The organism is Streptomyces racemochromogenes (genome assembly GCF_044129415.1).
Taxonomy (GTDB): domain Bacteria; phylum Actinomycetota; class Actinomycetes; order Streptomycetales; family Streptomycetaceae; genus Streptomyces; species Streptomyces racemochromogenes_A.
In genome coordinates, this window is record NZ_JBBDHD010000012.1 from 38,330 (window position 1) to 56,846 (window position 18,517).

The window sequence follows — 18,517 nt, forward strand, 5'->3', positions numbered from 1 at the left end:
GTTATCCCTTCACGGCGCCGGCGGTCATGCCGCCGACGGCCTTGCGCTGGAGGAAGATGAAGATCACCAGGACGGGGAGCGCGAAGATCGAGGACGCGGCCATGGTGGCGCCCCAGTCGTTGCCGAAGGCGGTCTTGAACTGGGTCAGCCACAGCGGCAGGGTCTGGGCGGCCTTGTCCTTGTTGAGGATCAGGACCATCGCGAACTCGTTCCAGGCGGTGATGAAGCCGAAGAGCGAGGTGGACATCAGGCCGGGGGCCAGCAGCGGGAAGATCACCTTGCGGAAGGCCTGGCCGCGGGTGCAGCCGTCGATCTGGGCGGCCTCCTCCAGCGTCACCGGGACGGCGGCGATGAAGCCGCGCAGGGTCCAGATGGTGAAGGGGAGGACCATCACGAAGTAGACGGCGGTGAGCACGCCGATGCTGTTCAGCATCTCGGCGTCACGGACGATCATGTACATCGCGATGACCATGACCTCCCAGGGGGCCATCTGGGCCATCATCACGCCGAGCACGAGGCCCTTGCGGCCCTTGAACTTCATGCGGGCGATCGCGAAGCTCGCGGCGAGGGCCACCAGCAGGGCGAGCAGGACGGCGCCGACGGTGACGACGAGGCTGTTGGTGACGTAGGTCCAGAAGTTCTCGACGCCGGTGGCCTTGGTGAAGTTGTCCAGCGTCGGGGTGAAGACGAAGACCGGGTCCTTGGTGAGGATCTCGCTGTTCGGCTTGAGGGCCGAGGAGAACATCCAGTAGACCGGGAAGACGAAGACCAGGGCCAGGAGCAGGGCGCCGAGGTTCTTGGCGACGGTCGCGGGCCGCAGCGGCCGGCGGGTGCGCAGCTGCTGCGCGGGCTTGTCCGGGGCGGTGGTGGTGCTCACTGCTCCTCCTCCTGCTTCAGGATCAGGCGGAAGTAGAAGGACATGACGACCAGCAGGATCAGGATCGTCAGGACGGAGATGGCCGCGGCGAGGCCGTAGTGGAACTGGCTCTGGCCCTCGACGTAGGCGAAGACCGGGAGGATCTCGGAGGCGCGGTCCGGGCCGCCCTTGTTCATCGCGTAGACCTGGGTGAAGGCCTTGAAGACCCAGATCACCTCAAGGAAGGTGGTGACCAGGAAGAAGGGCTTCAGGTTGGGGAAGACGACCTTCCAGAAGGTCTGCCAGCCGTTGGCGCCGTCCATGCGGGCGGCCTCGTACAGCTCCGCGCCGACGGTGGTGAGGCCTGCGTACATGTTGAGGGCGACGAAGGGGATGGAGCCCCAGACCACCAGCAGCGTGACGATCGTCAGGGTGGACAGGCCGGTCTCGAACCAGTTGTGCTGCTCGTAGCCGGAGAAGCCGAGGGTGCGCATGACCCAGTTCATGACGCCGAACTGCTCGTCGAACAGCCAGGAGAAGACCTGGACGGAGGCGACGATCGGCATGGCCCAGGCCATCACCAGCGCCATCGAGAGGACCAGGCGCATCCACGTGCCGAGCCGGTTCAGCAGGATGCCGATGAGACTGCCGATCACCATGATCAGCACGACGTTGGCGAAGGTGAAGAGGAAGCTGCGGACGACGACGGTCCAGAAGGCGGAGTCGCCGAGCAGCTGGGTGTAGTTGGCGAATCCCGCGAAGGGGTACTTCCGCTGGATGAACTCGATCTTGTTGATGTCCTGGAAGGACAGGATCACGTTCTTGATCAGCGGGTACAGCAGCAGGAGGGCCATGCCGGCCACGGCCGGCAGCACCAGCAGGTACGGCAGCCACCCCGAGGGGAGCCGCTTTCTGCCCCCGCGAGGAGGGGCGGGACGGGGGTCGGCTGCGGGGCTGTGCGCCTTTCGCCGTCCGGCGGACTGGTGTGGTGCGTCCTGTGGAGCGCTGGTCGTCGCTCCCTGGGAGTGCACGGTCATGGCTTGGCTTCCTCGCGGTTGACTGTGGAGTCAAATGCGCGACCGGGGGCGCGGCAGGCGGCCGGGGCCTGCCGCACCCCCCGGTGCGTTCACACGGCTGGGTGGAGCGGGTGCTGCGGGGCGGGGCTGTTACTTGTTGATGCGGTTCGCGATTTCCTTGTCCGCGTCCGCGCCCGCCTTGCCGGCGTCCTCACCCTTCAGGACCTTGGTCATGAACTCCTTGATGGGGTTCGGCTCGGTCTCGACGTTCGCCCAGCCCGCGGTCACCGGGGTGATCTTGCCGTTGAGGCCGGCCTTGGCCATGGCCTCGGCGAAGGAGCCGGGCGCCGGGGTGAAGTTGGCGCCGACCTGGTTGGGCAGCAGGGCGCCCTTGACCTCGGCGGCGTACTTGGTCATCTGGTCCTTGCCGGTGGCGAGGGCCAGCCACTCCTTGGCGAGCTCCTTGTTCTTGGAGCGCTCGGCCACGGCGAGGTTGGAGCCGCCGAGGAAGACGGTGCCGGACTTGTCGGCCGTCTTGCCCGGGATCGGGAAGTAGCCGAAGTCGGCGTCCTTGCCCGCGTCCTTCAGGGCCTTCTCGGCGCCGCCGGCCTCCCAGCCGAGACCGATCCAGGAGGCGACGCCGCCCTTGGGGACGATGTCGGTGGACTGCTGCGGGGTGGCCTCGTCCTTGTCCTTGGGGGCGGTGGAGTAGGACTGGAGCTTCTTGTAGAAGTCCATGGCGGCGGCGGCCTGCGGGGTGGAGAGCTGGCCCTTCCACTTGCCGCCGTCCTTGACGGCGAGGTCGCCGCCCTCGTCCCAGATGAAGCCGGCGAGGACGTACCAGCTCTGGCCGGGGAGGTAGATCGGCTGCGCGGACGGGTCGGCGGCCTTGAGCTTCTCCAGGCCGGCGATCCACTCGTCGCGGGTCTTGGGCGGGGTGACGCCGGCCTTCTCGTAGGCCTTCTTGTCGTAGACGACGACGCGGTTGGCGGCGTACCAGGGGGCGGAGTACAGCTTGCCGTCGACCTCGGCGGAGGCGAGCATGCTCTTCTGCCAGGCGTCGGCGCCGAGCTGGGCCTTGTCCTTGGTGAGGTCCGCGAGGCCGCCGGTGACCGCGTAACCCGCGGTCTGCGTGTTGCCGAGCTCCAGGACGTCCGGCGGGGTGTTCTCGGAGAGGGCCGTGGTGACCTTCTCCTGGATACCCGTCCACTTCTGCTCCTCGACCTTCACCGTCACACCGGGGTGCTTGGCCGAGAACTCCTTGTTGACCTGCTCGATCCAGGCCTTCGGGGCGGATCCGTCCATCACCCAGACGGTGATCTCCTTGGCGCCACCCGACGCGTCGGACTTCGGCTTGTCGTCGCCGCCGTTGCCGCATGCGGCGACACCGACCATCATGCCCACGACACCGACCGCCGCAATGAGCTTGCGCTTCACGCCACCCTCCTCAGGGATGCTGCTGCTGTGCACCTTCCCTCGCCCGCCGCGGTGACGTACGTACCAAGTACTGCCCGTGGGGCCGGGATCTGATCCATATTGGTGTAGACCAGTACCGGGAGCTTGGCCTAGACCTTTAGGGGTGTCAAGGGTCTAATGAGCGGGTGCTCGGTCCGTTATCGGACCGACACCTGGGGGAGGGAGGAGGCCTGCCCTCCCGCCCGTGTCACCATGTGACCGCACATATCGGAGGAGCCGGTGACGGCAGCGAAACTGGAGTCGGGAAGGCGGGCGGCGATGTCCACCGAAGGGGCGACCACGGAGCCGGAGGGCGGGCCAGCCACTCGAACGGCGCGTGTACCCAAGTACTACCGACTCAAGCGGCACTTGCTCGACATGACCGAAACACTGCCCCCCGGCACCCCGGTGCCGCCGGAGCGGACGCTCGCGGCCGAGTTCGACACCTCCCGGACCACCGTCCGGCAGGCCCTCCAGGAGCTCGTGGTCGAGGGCCGCCTGGAACGCATCCAGGGCAAGGGCACCTTCGTCGCCAAGCCCAAGGTCTCCCAGCCGCTGCAACTCTCCTCCTACACCGAGGACATGCGCGCCCAGGGCCTGGAGCCGACCTCGCAACTGCTCGACATCGGCTACGTGACCGCCGACGACACCCTCGCCGGCCTGCTCAAGATCGCCACGGGCGGCCGCGTCCTGCGCATCGAGCGGCTGCGCCTGGCCAGCGGCGAGCCGATGGCCATCGAGACCACGCACCTGTCGGCCAAGCGCTTCCCCGCACTGCGCCGTTCGCTCGCCAAGTACACCTCCCTCTACACGGCCCTCGCCGAGGTCTACGACGTCCGGCTCGCGGAGGCCGAGGAGACCATCGAGACCTCCCTGGCCACCCCGCGCGAGGCCGGGCTGCTGGGCACGGACGTGGGCCTGCCGATGCTGATGCTCTCCCGGCACTCGCTGGACGCCGACGGCGAACCGGTCGAATGGGTGCGATCGGTATATCGGGGCGACCGTTATAAGTTCGTTGCCCGCCTCCAGCGACCTGCTGTGTGATCACCTGTTGACGACCCTCCGAACCCCGGTGGACGCTCGTACCGCTATACGGACGGGGGCTTACGTCCACCGGTAACCCCCCGTAGATTCCGTGCGCTTACGCAGATGATCAACGAGGGGACGAGGATCATGTCGGAACCGGGAGCAACAGGGACACAGCGGACGCCCACGGCGAGAACCACCCCGCAGTCCATCGCCCTATGGGTGCTCGTGGCCCTCGTCGGGGCCGTCGGCTGGGGCGTGCTGGCGCTCTCACGGGGTGAGGAGATCTCGGCCGCCTGGCTGCTCGCCGCCGCGCTCGGCTCGTACGCCATCGGCTACCGCTTCTACGCGCGGTTCATCGCGAACCGCGTGCTGAAGCTGGACAGGACCCGGGCCACCCCCGCCGAACGCCTCGACAACGGTGTCGACTTCCACCCCACCGACCGGCGCGTGCTCTTCGGCCACCACTTCGCCGCCGTCGCCGGCGCCGGCCCGCTCGTCGGCCCGGTGCTCGCCGCGCAGATGGGCTACCTGCCGGGCACCATCTGGATCGTCGCGGGCGTCATCTTCGCCGGCGCCGTCCAGGACATGGTGACGCTGTTCTTCTCCACCCGGCGCGACGGCCGTTCGCTCGGCCAGATGGCCCGGGACGAGATCGGTCCGGTCGGCGGCGGCGCCGCCCTGCTCGCCGTGTTCACCATCATGATCATCCTGCTGGCGGTGCTCGGCCTGGTCATCGTCAACGCCCTGGGGCACTCCCCCTGGGGCGTCTTCTCCATCGGCATGACCATCCCGATCGCCCTCTTCATGGGCGTCTACCTGCGCTGGCTGCGGCCGGGCCGGGTCACCGAGGTCTCCGTCATCGGCGTCGCGCTGCTGCTCCTGGCGATCGTGGCGGGCGGCTGGGTCGCCGAGTCCTCCTGGGCCGACTTCTTCACCCTGGACAAGGAGACCCTGGTCCTCTGGATGATCGGGTACGGCTTCTTCGCCTCGGTCCTGCCGGTGTGGCTGCTGCTGGCCCCGCGCGACTACCTGTCCACCTTCATGAAGGTCGGCACCATCGCCCTGATGGCGGTCGGCGTGGTCGTGGCGATGCCGACGCTGAAGATGCCGTCGGTGACCGACTTCGCCACGCGCGGCGACGGCCCGGTCTTCGCCGGGTCCATGTTCCCCTTCGTCTTCATCACCATCGCCTGCGGCGCCCTGTCCGGCTTCCACTCCCTGGTCGCCTCGGGCACCACCCCGAAGATGATCCAGAAGGAGACCCAGATCCGGGTCATCGGCTACGGCGCGATGCTCACCGAGTCCTTCGTCGCCGTCATGGCCGTGATCGCCGCGTGCATCATCGAGCCCGGCCTGTTCTTCGGGGTCAACTCCCCCGCCGGGGTCATCGGCACCACCGTCCAGTCCGCCTCGGCGGCCGTCGGCCACTTCGGCTTCGCCATCTCCCCGGACGCCCTCGCGCAGGCCGCCAAGGACGTCGAGGAGACCACCCTGCTCTCCCGTACGGGCGGCGCGCCGACGTTCGCGCTCGGGATGTCGGAGATCTTCTCCGCCGTGGTCGGCGGGGCCGGGATGAAGGCGTTCTGGTACCACTTCGCCATCATGTTCGAGGCCCTGTTCATCCTGACGACGGTGGACGCGGGCACGCGCGTCGGCCGCTTCATGCTCCAGGACACCCTGGGCAACGTGCACAAGTCCTTCCGGAACGTCAGCTGGAAGCCGGGCGTCTGGCTGGCCAGCGCGGTCGTCGTCGGCGGCTGGGGCTACTTCCTGTGGGTCGGCGTCAAGGACCCGCTGGGCGGCATCAACCAGCTCTTCCCGCTGTTCGGCATCGCGAACCAGCTGCTCGCCGCGGTCGCGCTGGCCGTCTGCACCACCCTGCTGGTCAAGTCGGGCCGGCTCAAGTGGGCCTGGGTCACGGGCGTTCCGCTCGCGTGGGACGTGGCCGTCACCCTGACGGCGAGCTACCAGAAGGTCTTCTCCGACGACGTGAAGATCGGCTTCTTCGCGCAGCGCGACAAGTACCAGACCGGCATCGACGCCGGGAAGGTGCTGCCGCCCGCCAAGACCATGGACGAGATGCACACCGTGGTCACCAACGCCACGGTCGACGGGGTCCTCTCGGCCCTTTTCGCGGCCCTGATCATCGTCGTCCTGCTGGACGCGGCCCGCACCTGCCTCAAGGCCGTCTCCGACCCGGGGTCGGTCCGCCTCTCCGAGGTCCCGTGGACCGAGTCGAAGATCGTCGCCCCGGCGGGGCTGATCGCCACCGCCGCGGAGAAGGCCGAGCTCGCGGCGGCCGGCCTCGACGGGGGCGGCGGGCGCGTGAAGGACCCGGTCGCGTGAGCGGCGCGGTCCGGGGGGCGCTGGCCAAGGCCCGCCACTTCGTCCGGGAGTTCTCCGGCGAGGCCGCGTACGACCGCTACGTCGCCCACGCCCGCTCCCACGACCCCGAGGCCGAGGTCCTGACCCGCCGCGCCTTCGAACGCGCCCGCACCGACGCCCGCGAAGCGGACCCCCGCGAGGGCTTCCGCTGCTGCTGAACCCACGACGAGGGCCCCGCCGTCTCCGACCGGAGACGGCGGGGCCCTTCGCTCGCCCGGCGCACCCGGCCCTTCGAGGGGCGCGGGCACACAACCGGACCGGCCGCCGGCCCCCGCAGCGACCCCGCGCACGTACCGACTGGAGCTGTGAGGACACGCTCCGCATGCACCCGACACAACATGTGGGGGCTACCGCATCGGGTCGCCCCCACATGTATGCTCATGCCTGCTGCCGCCGCAGGGGAATCCGGTGGGAATCCGGAACTGTCCCGCAACGGTGTGACGTACGCCCAGCGGCGTATCCGCGAGTCCGAAGACCTGCCGGCAGTGCCCCCGGATCGACCGACCCGGGGAGTCGATTCGTCCGGGCCTCGCGGTTGGGCCGGCGGACGCCACGTGGTGCCGAACGCCTCTGCGCGCGCGCCCGCGTGCGCCCGCCCGCGCCCCGCTCCGCCGATGACCGGGCCGAGTGAGGGAGAGCTCCCCCGTGACCATCGCGCCCGCCGCACCGCGCGCCGAGTCCGACCACCCCGAAGCAGAAGGTCCCGGGGCCGCGCTGCTGCGCACCCTCACCGAGCTCACGGCCGACCTCCCCGACACCGACCCCGGCCGGGTCGCCGCCGCCGCCCTGCGCGGCCGCAGCGCGGCCGCCGACGAGGCCGAGCTGCGCGGGCTCGCCACCGAGGCCGCGGCCGGTCTGATCTCCGAGGACCCGGCGTACTCCCGCCTCGCCGCCCGCCTGCTCACCCTGGCCGTGGCCGACGAGGCGGCCGGCCAGGGCGCGACCTCCTTCGCCGAGTCCGTCGCCGTCGGCCACCGCGAGGGCCTGATCGCCGACCGCACCGCCGAGTTCGTCGCCGCCCACGCCGCCCGCCTGAACGCCCTGGTCGAGCACGCGCTCGCCGAGGGCGCGGACGACCGCTTCGGCTTCTTCGGCCTGCGCACCCTGCACAGCCGCTACCTGCTGCGCCACCCGATCACCCGCCAGGTCATCGAGACCCCGCAGTACTTCATGCTGCGCGTGGCCTGCGGCCTCGCCGAGGACGAGAGCGTCCGCGCGGTCGAGGAAGTGGCCTCGCTGTACGCCCTGATGAGCCGCCTGGACTACCTGCCGTCCTCGCCGACCCTCTTCAACTCGGGTACGCGCCACCCGCAGATGTCCTCCTGCTACCTCCTCGACTCCCCGCTGGACGAGCTGGACTCCATCTACGACCGCTACCACCAGGTCGCGCGCCTCTCCAAGCACGCCGGCGGCATCGGCCTGTCCTACTCCCGCATCCGCGCCCGCGGTTCGCTGATCCGCGGCACCAACGGCCACTCCAACGGCATCGTCCCGTTCCTGAAGACCCTCGACGCCTCCGTGGCCGCCGTGAACCAGGGCGGCCGCCGCAAGGGCGCCGCCGCCGTCTACCTGGAGACCTGGCACGCGGACATCGAGGAGTTCCTGGAGCTCCGCGACAACACCGGCGAGGACCAGCGCCGCACGCACAACCTGAACCTCGCCCACTGGATCCCGGACGAGTTCATGCGCCGCGTCAACGCCGACGCCGAGTGGTCGCTGTTCTCCCCCGCCGACGTCCCCGAACTGGTGGACCTCTACGGCGACGAGTTCGACGCCGCCTACGTCAAGGCGGAGGCCGCCGGGCTCGCCAAGAAGACCATGCCGGCCCGCGACCTGTACGGCCGCATGATGCGCACCCTCGCGCAGACCGGCCAGGGCTGGATGACCTTCAAGGACGCCTCCAACCGCACGGCCAACCAGACCGCGCTCCCGGGCACGGTGGTCCACTCCTCCAACCTCTGCACCGAGATCATCGAGGTCACCAACGACGGCGAGACGGCCGTCTGCAACCTCGGCTCCGTCAACCTCGGCGCGTTCGTCGCCGACGGGGAGATGGACTGGGAGCGCCTGGACGAGACCGTCCGCACGGCCGTGACCTTCCTCGACCGCGTCGTGGACATCAACTTCTACCCGACCGAGCAGGCAGGCCGCTCCAACGCCAAGTGGCGTCCGGTGGGCCTGGGCGCGATGGGCCTCCAGGACGTCTTCTTCAAGCTGCGCCTGCCCTTCGACTCCGCCGAGGCGAAGGCCCTGTCCACGAAGATCTCCGAGCGCATCATGCTCGCCGCGTACGAGGCCTCCTGCGACCTCGCCGAGCGCAGCGGCCCGCTCCCGGCCTGGGCCGAGACCCGTACCGCCCAGGGCGTCCTGCACCCGGACCACTACGAGACCGAGCGCAACTGGCCCGAGCGCTGGGAAGCCCTGCGCGCCCGCGTCGCGAAGTCCGGCATGCGCAACTCCCTGCTCCTCGCCATCGCCCCGACGGCGACGATCGCCTCGATCGCGGGCGTGTACGAGTGCATCGAGCCGCAGGTGTCCAACCTCTTCAAGCGCGAGACCCTCAGCGGTGAGTTCCTCCAGGTCAACGGCTACCTGGTGGAGGACCTCAAGAAGCTGGGCGTGTGGGACGCGCAGACCCGCGAGGCGCTGCGCGACTCCTCCGGCTCCGTCCAGGGCTTCGGCTGGATCCCGGCGGAGGTCCGCGAGCTGTACCGCACGGCGTGGGAGATCCCGCAGCGCGGCCTGATCGACATGGCGGCGGCCCGTACGCCGTACCTGGACCAGAGCCAGTCGCTGAACCTGTTCATGGAGACGCCCACCATCGGCAAGCTCAGCTCGATGTACGCGTACGCCTGGAAGCAGGGCCTGAAGACCACGTACTACCTGCGCTCGCGCCCCGCGACGAAGATCGCCCGCGCGGCCTCCGGCACCGCCGTCCCGGCCGCCGCCACCCCCACCCAGCTGCCGCAGGCCCTCGACGCCGAGGCGCTGGCCTGCTCCCTTGAGAACCCCGAGTCCTGCGAGGCCTGCCAGTAATGAGCTCCACCGAGAAGAAGAACCTCCTCGACCCGGGCTTCGAGCTCACGCTCCGCCCCATGCGCTACCCGGACTTCTACGAGCGCTACCGGGACGCGATCAAGAACACCTGGACGGTGGAGGAGGTCGACCTCCACTCCGACGTCGCCGACCTCGCGAAGCTGACGCCGGCCGAGCAGCACATGATCGGCCGCCTGGTCGCGTTCTTCGCGACGGGCGACTCGATCGTGGCGAACAACCTGGTCCTGACGCTGTACAAGCACATCAACTCCCCGGAGGCGCGCCTGTACCTGTCGCGCCAGCTGTTCGAGGAGGCCGTGCACGTCCAGTTCTACCTGACGCTGCTCGACACCTACCTGCCCGACCCGGACGACCGCGCGGCGGCCTTCGACGCGGTGGAGAACATCCCGTCGATCCGCGAGAAGGCGCAGTTCTGCTTCAAGTGGATGGACTCGGTCGAGAAGATCGAGAAGCTGGAGACGGCGGCCGACCGCCGCCGCTTCCTGCTGAACCTGATCTGCTTCGCCGCGTGCATCGAGGGCCTGTTCTTCTACGGCGCCTTCGCGTACGTGTACTGGTTCCGCTCGCGCGGCCTGCTGCACGGCCTGGCGACGGGCACCAACTGGGTCTTCCGCGACGAGACCATGCACATGAACTTCGCCTTCGAGGTCGTGGACACGGTCCGCAAGGAGGAGCCGGAGCTCTTCGACGACGCCCTCCAGCAGCAGGTCACCGACATGCTGAAGGAGGCCGTGGAGGCGGAGCTGCAGTTCGGCCGCGACCTGTGCGGCGAGGGCCTGCCGGGCATGAACACCGACTCGATGCGCGAGTACCTGGAGTGCGTCGCCGACCAGCGCCTGGTGCGCCTCGGCTTCCCGCCGGTGTACGGCTCGCAGAACCCGTTCTCGTTCATGGAGCTCCAGGGCGTCCAGGAACTGACGAACTTCTTCGAGCGCCGCCCGTCGGCCTACCAGGTGGCCGTGGAGGGCACGGTCGACCTGGACGAGGACTTCTAGTCCGTCGGTCCGAGGGCCGGAGACCGGAGCGAGCAGCGGCAGCAACGGCCGGTATTCGACCCCTGACTTGACATGCGGGGCGGGCGGGTCTGGCCGCAGTGCCGCGGCGGTGGTCTGATCCGGATACGCCGCACCGCGCGACCCACGCGGAACACCCCCCACAGGCGAAGGCCCCGTTCCGGAGCGTTTCCGGAGCGGGGCCTTCGTGCGTCCGCGGCGCGCGGGGCCGGGTCAGTCGTTCGGGACGACCGGGTAGCGCGGGGTGTTCTCCGCCATCTGGCGCAGCGCGTCCTTGCGGTCGCGCTTGGAGAGGCGGTCGATGTACAGGTAGCCGTACAGGTGGTCGGTCTCGTGCTGGAGGCAGCGCGCGAAGTAACCGGTGCCGCGGACCTTGATCGGGTTGCCCTGCGCGTCCTGGCCGGTGACCTCGGCGTAGTCGGGGCGGGCCAGGGAAGCGTAGGCGGTGGGGACGGAGAGGCAGCCCTCGTTGGAGTCGTCCAGCACGCGGGAGCCGGCCGGCAGCTCGACGAGCTTGGGGTTGACCACCACGCCGGTGTGGCGCACGCCCTCGTCGTCGGGGCAGTCGTAGACGAAGACCTTGGCGTCGACGCCGATCTGGTTGGCGGCCAGGCCCACGCCCTCGGCGGTCTTCTGGCTGGCGAACATGTCGTCGATCAGCTGGGCCAGCTCGTCGCCGAACTCGGTGACGTCCTTGCACTCGCGGTGCAGGACCGGGTTGCCGACGACCGTGATCGGGCGGGACGTACCGCGCTCGCGGTGGGCGAGCTCGCGCGCCTCACAGTCCTCGGTGTCCACGACCCAGCCCTCGTCGTCGATCGGGGTCACCTGGTTCTCCTGCTGCGCCATGTCCGCCGTACGCCTTCCCTCAAGTCCGTGGTGTGCCCGTACAGCCTACGGCCCGGGGTCAGCAGACTTCTTCGAGATCCCGCCACTCCCGGCTGTCGGGGCTGTCCGCGACCCAGCCGTCGAGCAGTCCGCGCACCAGGCCGGCCGGGGCCGCGATGCCGCATTCGCGCTCGGGCACCCACAGGGAACCGGATCCGGCCGTGCGGTGGCCCAGCGGGCCGGGGTGGCCGGGCTCGCTGTGGTCGTGCGGGTCGAGGTGGTCGCCGTTGCCCTCGCCGCTGGGCATCGAGCTCTCCGAACAGGTCCGGCAGAGCAGACGCACCGACGAGGACCAGTCCTCGGCGGCGAAGCCCGCGTCCGAGGCCAGCTGCTCCAGGGCGTCGCGGTCCTCCTCGGTGGCCGCCTCCAGCAGCACCACCCAGGTCGGCACCGGTGAGGGCGCCCACAGCTCGATCTCGTCGAAGACCGGGTACGAGGGCCCGGCCGCGGTCACCCGCTCGCCGTGCGGCACCCCGTCGTGCAGGACGACCTCGCCCCAGCGCCGCCCCGAGGAGGGCAGCGGGATCGACAGGACCTCCATACGGGCTGGATCGAGCCTGCGGCCCCACACCACCTCGGCCTCGCCCTCGGGCGAGAGCCGCACCGCCGCGCTGCCGAGCTCCATGCCCACCGGCTCGCCCGACCCGGCCGTGCTGTGCGGGTCGCCGGGCACCTTCAGCCCGTACGCCTGCCAGGCCCGGCGGGCCAGCGGCCAGTCCTGGAGGGCGGTCGCGGCGATGCCGACGTTCCACCAGTCCGGGGCGCCGGTCTCGCGGTCCAGCAGGGCGACGGCGCGCAGGCCGGCGGCCCGCGCCTGCTCCCAGTCGTGCCGGAACTTGTGCAGGAGGGCCAGGTTGAACCAGGACTCGGACAGCCAGGGCTCCAGGTCCGCAGCCCTGGTCAGCAGCGCACCGGCGTCCTCGTACCGACCGTCGCCGATCAGCGTGAACGCGCGGTCGGTGGCCTGCCGCCACGAGGCGGAGGGCCGATGCCGTACCTTTCCGAAGATCCTCACGATTCCCGCCTGCCGCTCCAACGGTTCAGCCTTGCGGACACCCTCACGGACACCCCTTACTGCATCCAACCATGCCCGCTCGGACGACCGCTCATTACCCATGGGTTACCCCGGCGGAACGGGTACGACTCTGCCCCGCCCGCCCCTGGCCAGAACCCTCGCCAAGCACTCCACGACCTCCGGCTGGTAGTCGTGCCCGGTGCCCAGGCGCAGCCGTTCCAGGGCGGCCAGTGGGCCACCCGGGTGACGGCCCGCTCCGGCCAGGTCGTCGTACGCGTTCACCGCGCGCACGATCCGGGCGGCGACGGGCTGCTCCCGGTACGGGTCCGCCTGGCGTTCGACGATCACCGCGACCTCCGCCGGCACCCCGGTCTGCCGGGCCACCTCGCCGCCGAGTCCGGCGATCCGGCGGGCCTCGTCCGGCGGCAGCTCGGCGGTGGCCCCGCCGGGGACGGGGTCGACGAGCGAGAGCTGCCCGATGTCGTGCATCAGGGCGGCGTACTCCAGCACCGTGAGCTCCCGCTCCGAGAGCCCCAGCTCGCGGCCGACGGCGCAGCTGAGGGCGGCGACCCGGCGGGCGTGCCCGGGGGCGGTGCACCCGGCGATCTCGGTGGCCCGGGCCAGGGAGGTGATGGTCTGGCGGTACGTGGTGCGGACGGCGTCGACGCGGTGGAAGGACAGCTGGGTGAGCAGCAGCGGCACGCTGAAGACCGGCAGGGCCCACAGGCCCGCCACGGCCACGCCCAGCGCCATCACGACCCCGGTGGCGCAGATGGCCGGGCCGATGCCGAGCTGGGCGCGCAGCTCGTCGCGCAGCAGCGGCCCGTACGGCCAGCCGGTGCGCGCGCCGGCCAGCGCGGCCGCGAGGACGGCGTCGCACAGGGCGGTGAGGCCGAGCAGGAGCACCAGGAACAGGACGAGGTACGGGCCCTGTCCGATCCGGTGGGTGAGCCGGCCGGAGCCGTGGAGGGGCTGGAAGCAGGCGGCGGCGAAGGCGACGGCGAGGACCCGGCGGGCCACGTGGTCGAGGGCGGGGCCGTGGCCGCGGGCGATGTGCGGGACGGTTCCGGCGAGGGCGGCCGCGACGACGACGGCGACGACCTGGAGCACGCCGTGGTGGGTGGGCTCCCCCGCGTCCCGGCCGAGCAGGGCGTAGGCGAGGGCCCCGGCGGATCCGAGCGGTGCGGGGCGGCGGTCCTGGTCGGGGTGGTCGCGTCGGGCGAGTTCGCCGACGGTGACCAGGGCGGCGAAGGCCAGGGCGGTACCGGGTTCGGTGATCCCGGTCCACAGGGTGTGGCCCAGCCCGCCCGCGGTGAGCAGTGCGGCGGCCCCGCGCACGGCCCACCCGGCGCACGCCCTCACGGGCCGGCCCTGCCCGGTCCGGGCGGACCGGCCTGGGCGGCGTCCCGGCCCTGGGCCGGCATCCCGGACAGCCCCTCCCGTCCCTTTCCGGGGTCCGCCTCCCGCTCCGGCTGCGCGGCCGCCCGGAGGTCCTCGTCGGAGGTGACCACCGGGTGCCAGCCGTGCCGGCCGACCGCGGTGGTCAGGGCCCGCACCATCGCCGGGTCGAACTGGGAGCCCGCGCAGCGTTCGAGTTCCGCCAGGGCCGCCTCCACCGGCCTGGCCCGGCTGTACGAGCGGGTCGAGGTCATCGCGTCGAAGGAGTCGGCGACCGCCACCACCCGGGCCGGAACCGGGATCTGTTCCCCGCTCAGCCCGTACGGGTAGCCGGAGCCGTCGACCCGTTCGTGGTGGTGCAGGATCGCCGACCGGGCCTCCCCGAGGAAGCCGATGCCGCGCACCATCTCGTGCCCGTACTCGGGGTGCAGTTCGATGACGCGGCGTTCCTCGGGCGTCAGCGGCCCGTCCTTGCGCAGCAGCCGCGTGGGGACGCCGAGCTTGCCGACGTCGTGCAGGATCCCGGCGATGCGGACGACTTCGAGGCGGTCGTCGGACATGCCCAGCTCGCGGGCGATCATGGCGGAGGCCTGGCCCACGCGTTCGCTGTGCCCGCGCGTGTAGCGGTCCTTGATGTCGACGGCCTGGACGAGGGCGCGGATGGTGGCCTGGTGTGCGGCGTGCTCGCGCTGGTACTGGGCGAAGACCCAGCACGAGATGTACATCGGCAGCAGGACCAGCAGTGCGGCCGGGGGCCCGTAGGGGCTGTGCCACATGACGGCCATCATCAGGCCGACGAGGCCGTGCAGGCAGTAGGGGGCGAAGGCCGGCCCGCGCCGGGCGGCGACCGCCGTCCTGGCCGCGGTCGTGGCCGTCGTCGCGGGACGGCCTTCCGCGGCGGCCAGGACGGCCGCGTCGAGTGCGGTGAGCACCAGGCAGAAGACGGCGGCGGCGACGGCCGCCGGGAGCAGTGCGCAGGGGAGGGCGGCGGCTCCGGTGAGGGCCGCCCGGCCGCCGAGGAGACCGTAGGCCAGCCCCGCGGCCCAGGCGGCCACCGCCTGCTGGGCCGCGTGCCAGACCCGGCGTACGGCGACGGGGCGCCGGGCGGCGGGCTGGGCCAGTCCGCCGGGCAGGGCCGCCAGCGCGGCGGCGGACGGCGGGAGCAGGAAGACGGCGGCCAGGACCACCGGGAGGTGGGAGCCGAGCCCCTCGGGCGCCGCGCGGCCCCGGAACGGGAGGACGCGGACCGCCTCGCAGCCGAGGCAGAGGGCGGCCGGCAGCCCCACGGCCGGCCAGTCCACGGCCGATCCGGGGCGCAGGGCGGGGAGGACGCAGGCGACGGCCGCGAGCACGGCGGCCAGGACGCAGGCGCGCGCCGCCGGCGGAAGGACCCGCATGGCGCTCTCCTCCCCTCGGGCGTCGACCCGGGTACCGCATCGGAAGGGGTACCGCGAGGGGAGAATAAATCGGCCCCCGCGCGAAGCGGGGGACATTTTCGTATTGCCCCGTACGGGCGCCTCCGGATTAGCACCTTCGAGTGAATGGGCGGTGCTTCCGGAGGCGATGGCCGGCCGTACGGGTGGAAGGGCTCCGGCGGATCAGCCGCCGGTGGGGCCCGCCGTGATGTCGTGGTCCGGAACGGCCTGGCCCGAGCGGATCAGCTCGATCCGGCCCATGACCTTGGAACGCAGGTCGGTCGGTACGTCGTCCGAGCCGCAGCAGCGCTTCACCAGCTTCTTCACGGCCTGCTCCAGGCCGTACTTCTCCAGACAGGGATTGCATTCGCCGAAGTGCGTCTCGAACTTCGTGCAGTCGCTGTCGGGCATCTCGTGGTCCAGGAACTCGTACAGATGGTCCAGGACCTCGGAGCACTCCGTCTCGTGCGGCTCTCCGCAGCTCATGAGCCCGAGCCTTTCAGGTCGTTCGACTCTCCCGCGCCGGCGGGGACCAGCCCGCGCTCGCGGGCGTAGTCCTCCAGCATTCCGCGGAGTTGACGGCGGCCACGGTGCAGCCGGGACATGACCGTACCGATGGGTGTACCCATGATGTCCGCGATCTCCTTGTACGCAAAGCCCTCTACGTCGGCAAGATAGACCGCGATGCGGAACTCCTCGGGAATGGCCTGGAGGGCCTCCTTCACGTCGGAATCCGGCAGGTGGTCGAGCGCCTGCGATTCGGCCGAACGCAAACCGGTCGACATGTGCGACTCGGCGCGCGCCAGCTGCCAGTCCTCGATCTCCTCCGCGGCGCTGCGCTGCGGCTCGCGCTGCTTCTTGCGGTAGGAGTTGATGAAGGTGTTGGTCAGAATGCGGTAAAGCCACGCCTTGAGGTTGGTGCCCTCGCGGAACTGGTGGAAGGACGCGTACGCCTTGGCGTACGTCTCCTGGACCAGGTCCTCGGCGTCGGCCGGGTTGCGCGTCATGCGCAGGGCGGCGGAGTACATCTGGTCGAGGTAGCCGAGGGCGTCCCGCTCGAACCGCGCATTGCGCTCGGCGGTCGTCTCCTGCGCCTGGCCTTCGTCGGTCCCAGCGACAGGACCCACCTCCTCCGACAGCGTGGCGGCTCCGAAAGCGGATCCGCTCGAATCGGAGAATAGTCGACCATCCCGGCCCTCCGCCGCTCGAACCGAGCCGCGCTTGGGCGCCGGGAGCACCGTCCAGTCCAGGTCAGCGGCCTGCCGACGGTTCTGGCTGATGACCTGGGTCATGCGCTCCCTCTCCTCCGACGTCTTTTCCCTGCGTACCGACACTCCGCTCAACAGGTGTCCCCGGCCGCGCATTCCCGGGCGGGGCAAGGGATCCGGCGCGTTCACGCGGGTCGGCGGGCGGCGGGTGAGCGGGATCACGCACCGGTCCGGCGGGAATCTGTCAGGTCGGCGCCGGCCCGGTCAGCCGAGGAGCCGGGCGAGCCAGGGGGCCACCGCGCCGGTGATCACCGCGAGGGCCTCCTCCTGGGTCGGGGCGGCCTTCCTGGGCACCGCGAAGCCGTGGTCGCCCCCGTCCACCCCGACCAGCTCGTACGCGCCCTCGGGGAACTCCTCCGGCCGCCCGAAGGGGTCCCGGCCGCCCTGGAGGACCAGCGCGGGCCGGCCCGTCCCGAGCAGCTCGTCCGCCCGGGACTTCTCGGGCCTGCCCGGCGGGTGCAGCGGGAAGGCGAGGGCGAGCACCCCGGCGGCCCCCAGCTCGGCGGCGGTCCGGCAGGCCACGCGGGCCCCGGCGCTGCGGCCGCCCGCGACGACGGGCAGCCCGGGCTCCTCCAGAGCCGGCCACAGGCCCCGCCAGCCCTCGTCGAGGACCTTGGGGGCGGCCGCGACCTTCTTCCCGGCCACCCGCCAGGGCTGCTCGACCAGGGCGACGGTGTACCCCCGCGCGGGCAGGTCGGCGGCCAGGGCCTGGAGGTCGCGGGCCTCGATGCCGCCGCCCGCACCGTGCCCGAGGGCGAGGACGGCCCTGGCCGCGCGGCCGGTGTGCCAGGTGATGCGGGCCTGCCCGGCGGGAGTGTCGACGGTCTCGCTGCGCGTGCTCATGCCCCCATCGTGCCGGGTGGCCGCCCCGGCGCGGCGCAGGCCGGGGCCGGGAGTCGGGGCCTAGAAAAGGGTGCCCTCCTCGGGGGCCTCCAGCTCGCCGAGCAGCTCGGGCCCGTTGTTGCGCACGTTGCTCACGGCCGTGGAGACCGGGTAGGCCCGCATCAGGCCGCCCGGCGGGGGCGCCAGAAGGTCCCGCAGGCCGGTCTCGTCGGTGCGGGCCGGGTCCAGCCAGGCGTCCCAGCGGTCCGGGGTGAGCATCAGCGGCATCCGGGGGTGGATGTCGGACAGCGAGCGCGGTCCCTCGGCGGGGGCGACGCCCAGCGGGGTGGTCTCGGCCTCGGCGGTGATCACCGAGCAGGTGGCCCACCAGGCCTGCGGGTGGTCGGGGGGCAGGGCGGCGTCCCGCCAGAACTCGTAGATCCCGGCCATCGCGAAGACGGTGCCGTCGGCGGGGAGCACGAAGTAGGGCTGCTTGCGGGCCCGCTTCTTCCTGCCCTCCACCTCCAGCTGCCGCTCCTCGTGGGCGGTGACCCACTCGTAGTAGCCGTCGGCGGGGACGATGCAGCGCCGCTGGGCGAAGGGGCGCCGGAAGGAGGGCTTCTCGTGCAGGGTCTCCGACCGGGCGTTGATCATCCGGGCGGCGCCCTCGGGGCTCTTGGCCCAGGAGGGGACCAGGCCCCACTTCAGGGTCCGCAGCTGGCGAACCGGACGCCGGTCCCGCGCGTCTTTGAGGGGGCGGTCGAGGACGACGTGGACCTCTTTCGTCGGCGCCACGTTGTAGTCGGGGGCCAGGGTCTCCTCGGGCTCCCACCGCTCGATGCCGAATATCCCCGCCAGCTCCTCCGGCGTCCGACCGGCCGCAAACCTTCCGCACATGGC

The 18,517-nt window shown here is 71.3% G+C and carries 16 protein-coding genes and 1 riboswitch; of the genes, 5 read left to right on the top strand and 11 right to left on the bottom strand.

What is annotated here, in order from left to right; translation table 11 throughout:
* Position 1 precedes the first annotated feature (1 nt).
* The 3 genes from WDV06_RS07130 to WDV06_RS07140 form a co-directional block, all read right to left on the bottom strand.
* Entirely contained in the window at positions 2 to 838 is an 837-nt protein-coding gene (locus WDV06_RS07130; protein WP_395508832.1) for a carbohydrate ABC transporter permease, read from the bottom strand.
* A 35-nt stretch (positions 839 to 873) separates the two neighbouring features.
* Entirely contained in the window at positions 874 to 1,893 is a 1,020-nt protein-coding gene (locus WDV06_RS07135; protein ID WP_395508789.1) for a carbohydrate ABC transporter permease, read from the bottom strand.
* Between the two features lie 129 nt (positions 1,894 to 2,022).
* Positions 2,023 to 3,309 carry an extracellular solute-binding protein gene (locus WDV06_RS07140; RefSeq protein ID WP_395508790.1) on the bottom strand — a complete coding sequence of 429 codons (1,287 nt, stop codon included), beginning with the start codon at positions 3,307 to 3,309 and terminating at the stop codon, positions 2,023 to 2,025.
* A 297-nt stretch (positions 3,310 to 3,606) separates the two neighbouring features.
* Between WDV06_RS07140 and WDV06_RS07145 the strand changes: the two genes are divergently transcribed.
* From WDV06_RS07145 to WDV06_RS07165, 5 genes are all read left to right on the top strand, one after another.
* Positions 3,607 to 4,371 (top strand): GntR family transcriptional regulator, encoded by a 765-nt coding sequence (locus tag WDV06_RS07145; protein WP_045945891.1) that lies wholly within the window; start codon positions 3,607 to 3,609, stop codon positions 4,369 to 4,371.
* A gap of 129 nt (positions 4,372 to 4,500) precedes the next feature.
* On the top strand, positions 4,501 to 6,702 hold the full coding sequence (locus tag WDV06_RS07150) for a carbon starvation CstA family protein (RefSeq protein ID WP_395508833.1): 2,202 nt from the start codon (positions 4,501 to 4,503) through the stop codon (positions 6,700 to 6,702).
* On the top strand, positions 6,699 to 6,899 hold the full coding sequence (locus WDV06_RS07155) for a CstA-like transporter-associated (seleno)protein (RefSeq protein ID WP_395508791.1): 201 nt from the start codon (positions 6,699 to 6,701) through the stop codon (positions 6,897 to 6,899). Before WDV06_RS07150 ends, WDV06_RS07155 begins: the two co-directional genes overlap by 4 nt.
* A gap of 216 nt (positions 6,900 to 7,115) precedes the next feature.
* Positions 7,116 to 7,239: riboswitch (cobalamin riboswitch) on the top strand.
* A 147-nt stretch (positions 7,240 to 7,386) separates the two neighbouring features.
* A complete protein-coding gene (locus WDV06_RS07160) occupies positions 7,387 to 9,777 on the top strand; it encodes a ribonucleoside-diphosphate reductase subunit alpha (RefSeq protein WP_395508792.1) in 2,391 nt (796 codons plus the stop codon).
* On the top strand, positions 9,777 to 10,793 hold the full coding sequence (locus WDV06_RS07165) for a ribonucleotide-diphosphate reductase subunit beta (RefSeq protein WP_395508793.1): 1,017 nt from the start codon (positions 9,777 to 9,779) through the stop codon (positions 10,791 to 10,793). The genes WDV06_RS07160 and WDV06_RS07165 overlap by 1 nt, the downstream gene beginning before the upstream one ends.
* A 231-nt stretch (positions 10,794 to 11,024) precedes the next feature.
* On the opposite strand, the gene def is transcribed toward WDV06_RS07165, so the two are convergent.
* The 8 genes from def to WDV06_RS07205 all read right to left on the bottom strand — a co-directional run bounded on the left by def (position 11,025) and on the right by WDV06_RS07205 (position 18,514).
* Positions 11,025 to 11,660 carry a peptide deformylase gene (gene def, locus WDV06_RS07170; protein WP_395508794.1) on the bottom strand — a complete coding sequence of 212 codons (636 nt, stop codon included), beginning with the start codon at positions 11,658 to 11,660 and terminating at the stop codon, positions 11,025 to 11,027.
* A 58-nt stretch (positions 11,661 to 11,718) separates the two neighbouring features.
* Positions 11,719 to 12,714: a tetratricopeptide repeat protein gene (locus tag WDV06_RS07175; protein WP_395508795.1), complete on the bottom strand. Its 996-nt coding sequence runs from the start codon at positions 12,712 to 12,714 to the stop codon at positions 11,719 to 11,721.
* Positions 12,715 to 12,819: 105 nt separating this feature from the next.
* Positions 12,820 to 14,076 carry an HD-GYP domain-containing protein gene (locus WDV06_RS07180; protein WP_395508796.1) on the bottom strand — a complete coding sequence of 419 codons (1,257 nt, stop codon included), beginning with the start codon at positions 14,074 to 14,076 and terminating at the stop codon, positions 12,820 to 12,822.
* Positions 14,073 to 15,509 (bottom strand): HD-GYP domain-containing protein, encoded by a 1,437-nt coding sequence (locus WDV06_RS07185; RefSeq protein WP_395508797.1) that lies wholly within the window; start codon positions 15,507 to 15,509, stop codon positions 14,073 to 14,075. Before WDV06_RS07185 ends, WDV06_RS07180 begins: the two co-directional genes overlap by 4 nt.
* Positions 15,510 to 15,710: 201 nt before the next feature.
* Entirely contained in the window at positions 15,711 to 16,013 is a 303-nt protein-coding gene (gene rsrA, locus WDV06_RS07190; RefSeq protein WP_395508798.1) for a mycothiol system anti-sigma-R factor, read from the bottom strand.
* Complete coding sequence (locus WDV06_RS07195) at positions 16,010 to 16,654, bottom strand: sigma-70 family RNA polymerase sigma factor (protein ID WP_007266438.1); 645 nt, start codon at positions 16,652 to 16,654, stop codon at positions 16,010 to 16,012. The genes rsrA and WDV06_RS07195 overlap by 4 nt, the downstream gene beginning before the upstream one ends.
* Before the next feature lie 345 nt (positions 16,655 to 16,999).
* Positions 17,000 to 17,638, bottom strand: a complete 639-nt coding sequence (locus WDV06_RS07200) for an alpha/beta hydrolase family protein (protein WP_395508799.1) — start codon at positions 17,636 to 17,638, stop codon at positions 17,000 to 17,002.
* A 60-nt stretch (positions 17,639 to 17,698) separates the two neighbouring features.
* A complete protein-coding gene (locus tag WDV06_RS07205; protein WP_395508800.1) occupies positions 17,699 to 18,514 on the bottom strand; it encodes an SOS response-associated peptidase in 816 nt (271 codons plus the stop codon).
* Between the last annotated feature and the right edge of the window lie 3 nt (positions 18,515 to 18,517).

Bases quoted from the DNA above. Each gene is read 5' to 3' on its own strand.
- WDV06_RS07135 (WP_395508789.1), bottom strand. From the start codon at position 1,893: ATGACCGTGCACTCCCAGGGAGCGACGACCAGCGCTCCACAGGACGCA.
- WDV06_RS07145 (WP_045945891.1), top strand. From the start codon at position 3,607: ATGTCCACCGAAGGGGCGACCACGGAGCCGGAGGGCGGGCCAGCCACT.
- WDV06_RS07150 (WP_395508833.1), top strand. From the start codon at position 4,501: ATGTCGGAACCGGGAGCAACAGGGACACAGCGGACGCCCACGGCGAGA.
- WDV06_RS07165 (WP_395508793.1), top strand. From the start codon at position 9,777: ATGAGCTCCACCGAGAAGAAGAACCTCCTCGACCCGGGCTTCGAGCTC.
- def (WP_395508794.1), bottom strand. From the start codon at position 11,660: ATGGCGCAGCAGGAGAACCAGGTGACCCCGATCGACGACGAGGGCTGG.
- WDV06_RS07185 (WP_395508797.1), bottom strand. From the start codon at position 15,509: ATGCGGGTCCTTCCGCCGGCGGCGCGCGCCTGCGTCCTGGCCGCCGTG.
- rsrA (WP_395508798.1), bottom strand. From the start codon at position 16,013: ATGAGCTGCGGAGAGCCGCACGAGACGGAGTGCTCCGAGGTCCTGGAC.
- WDV06_RS07200 (WP_395508799.1), bottom strand. From the start codon at position 17,638: ATGAGCACGCGCAGCGAGACCGTCGACACTCCCGCCGGGCAGGCCCGC.
- WDV06_RS07205 (WP_395508800.1), bottom strand. From the start codon at position 18,514: ATGTGCGGAAGGTTTGCGGCCGGTCGGACGCCGGAGGAGCTGGCGGGG.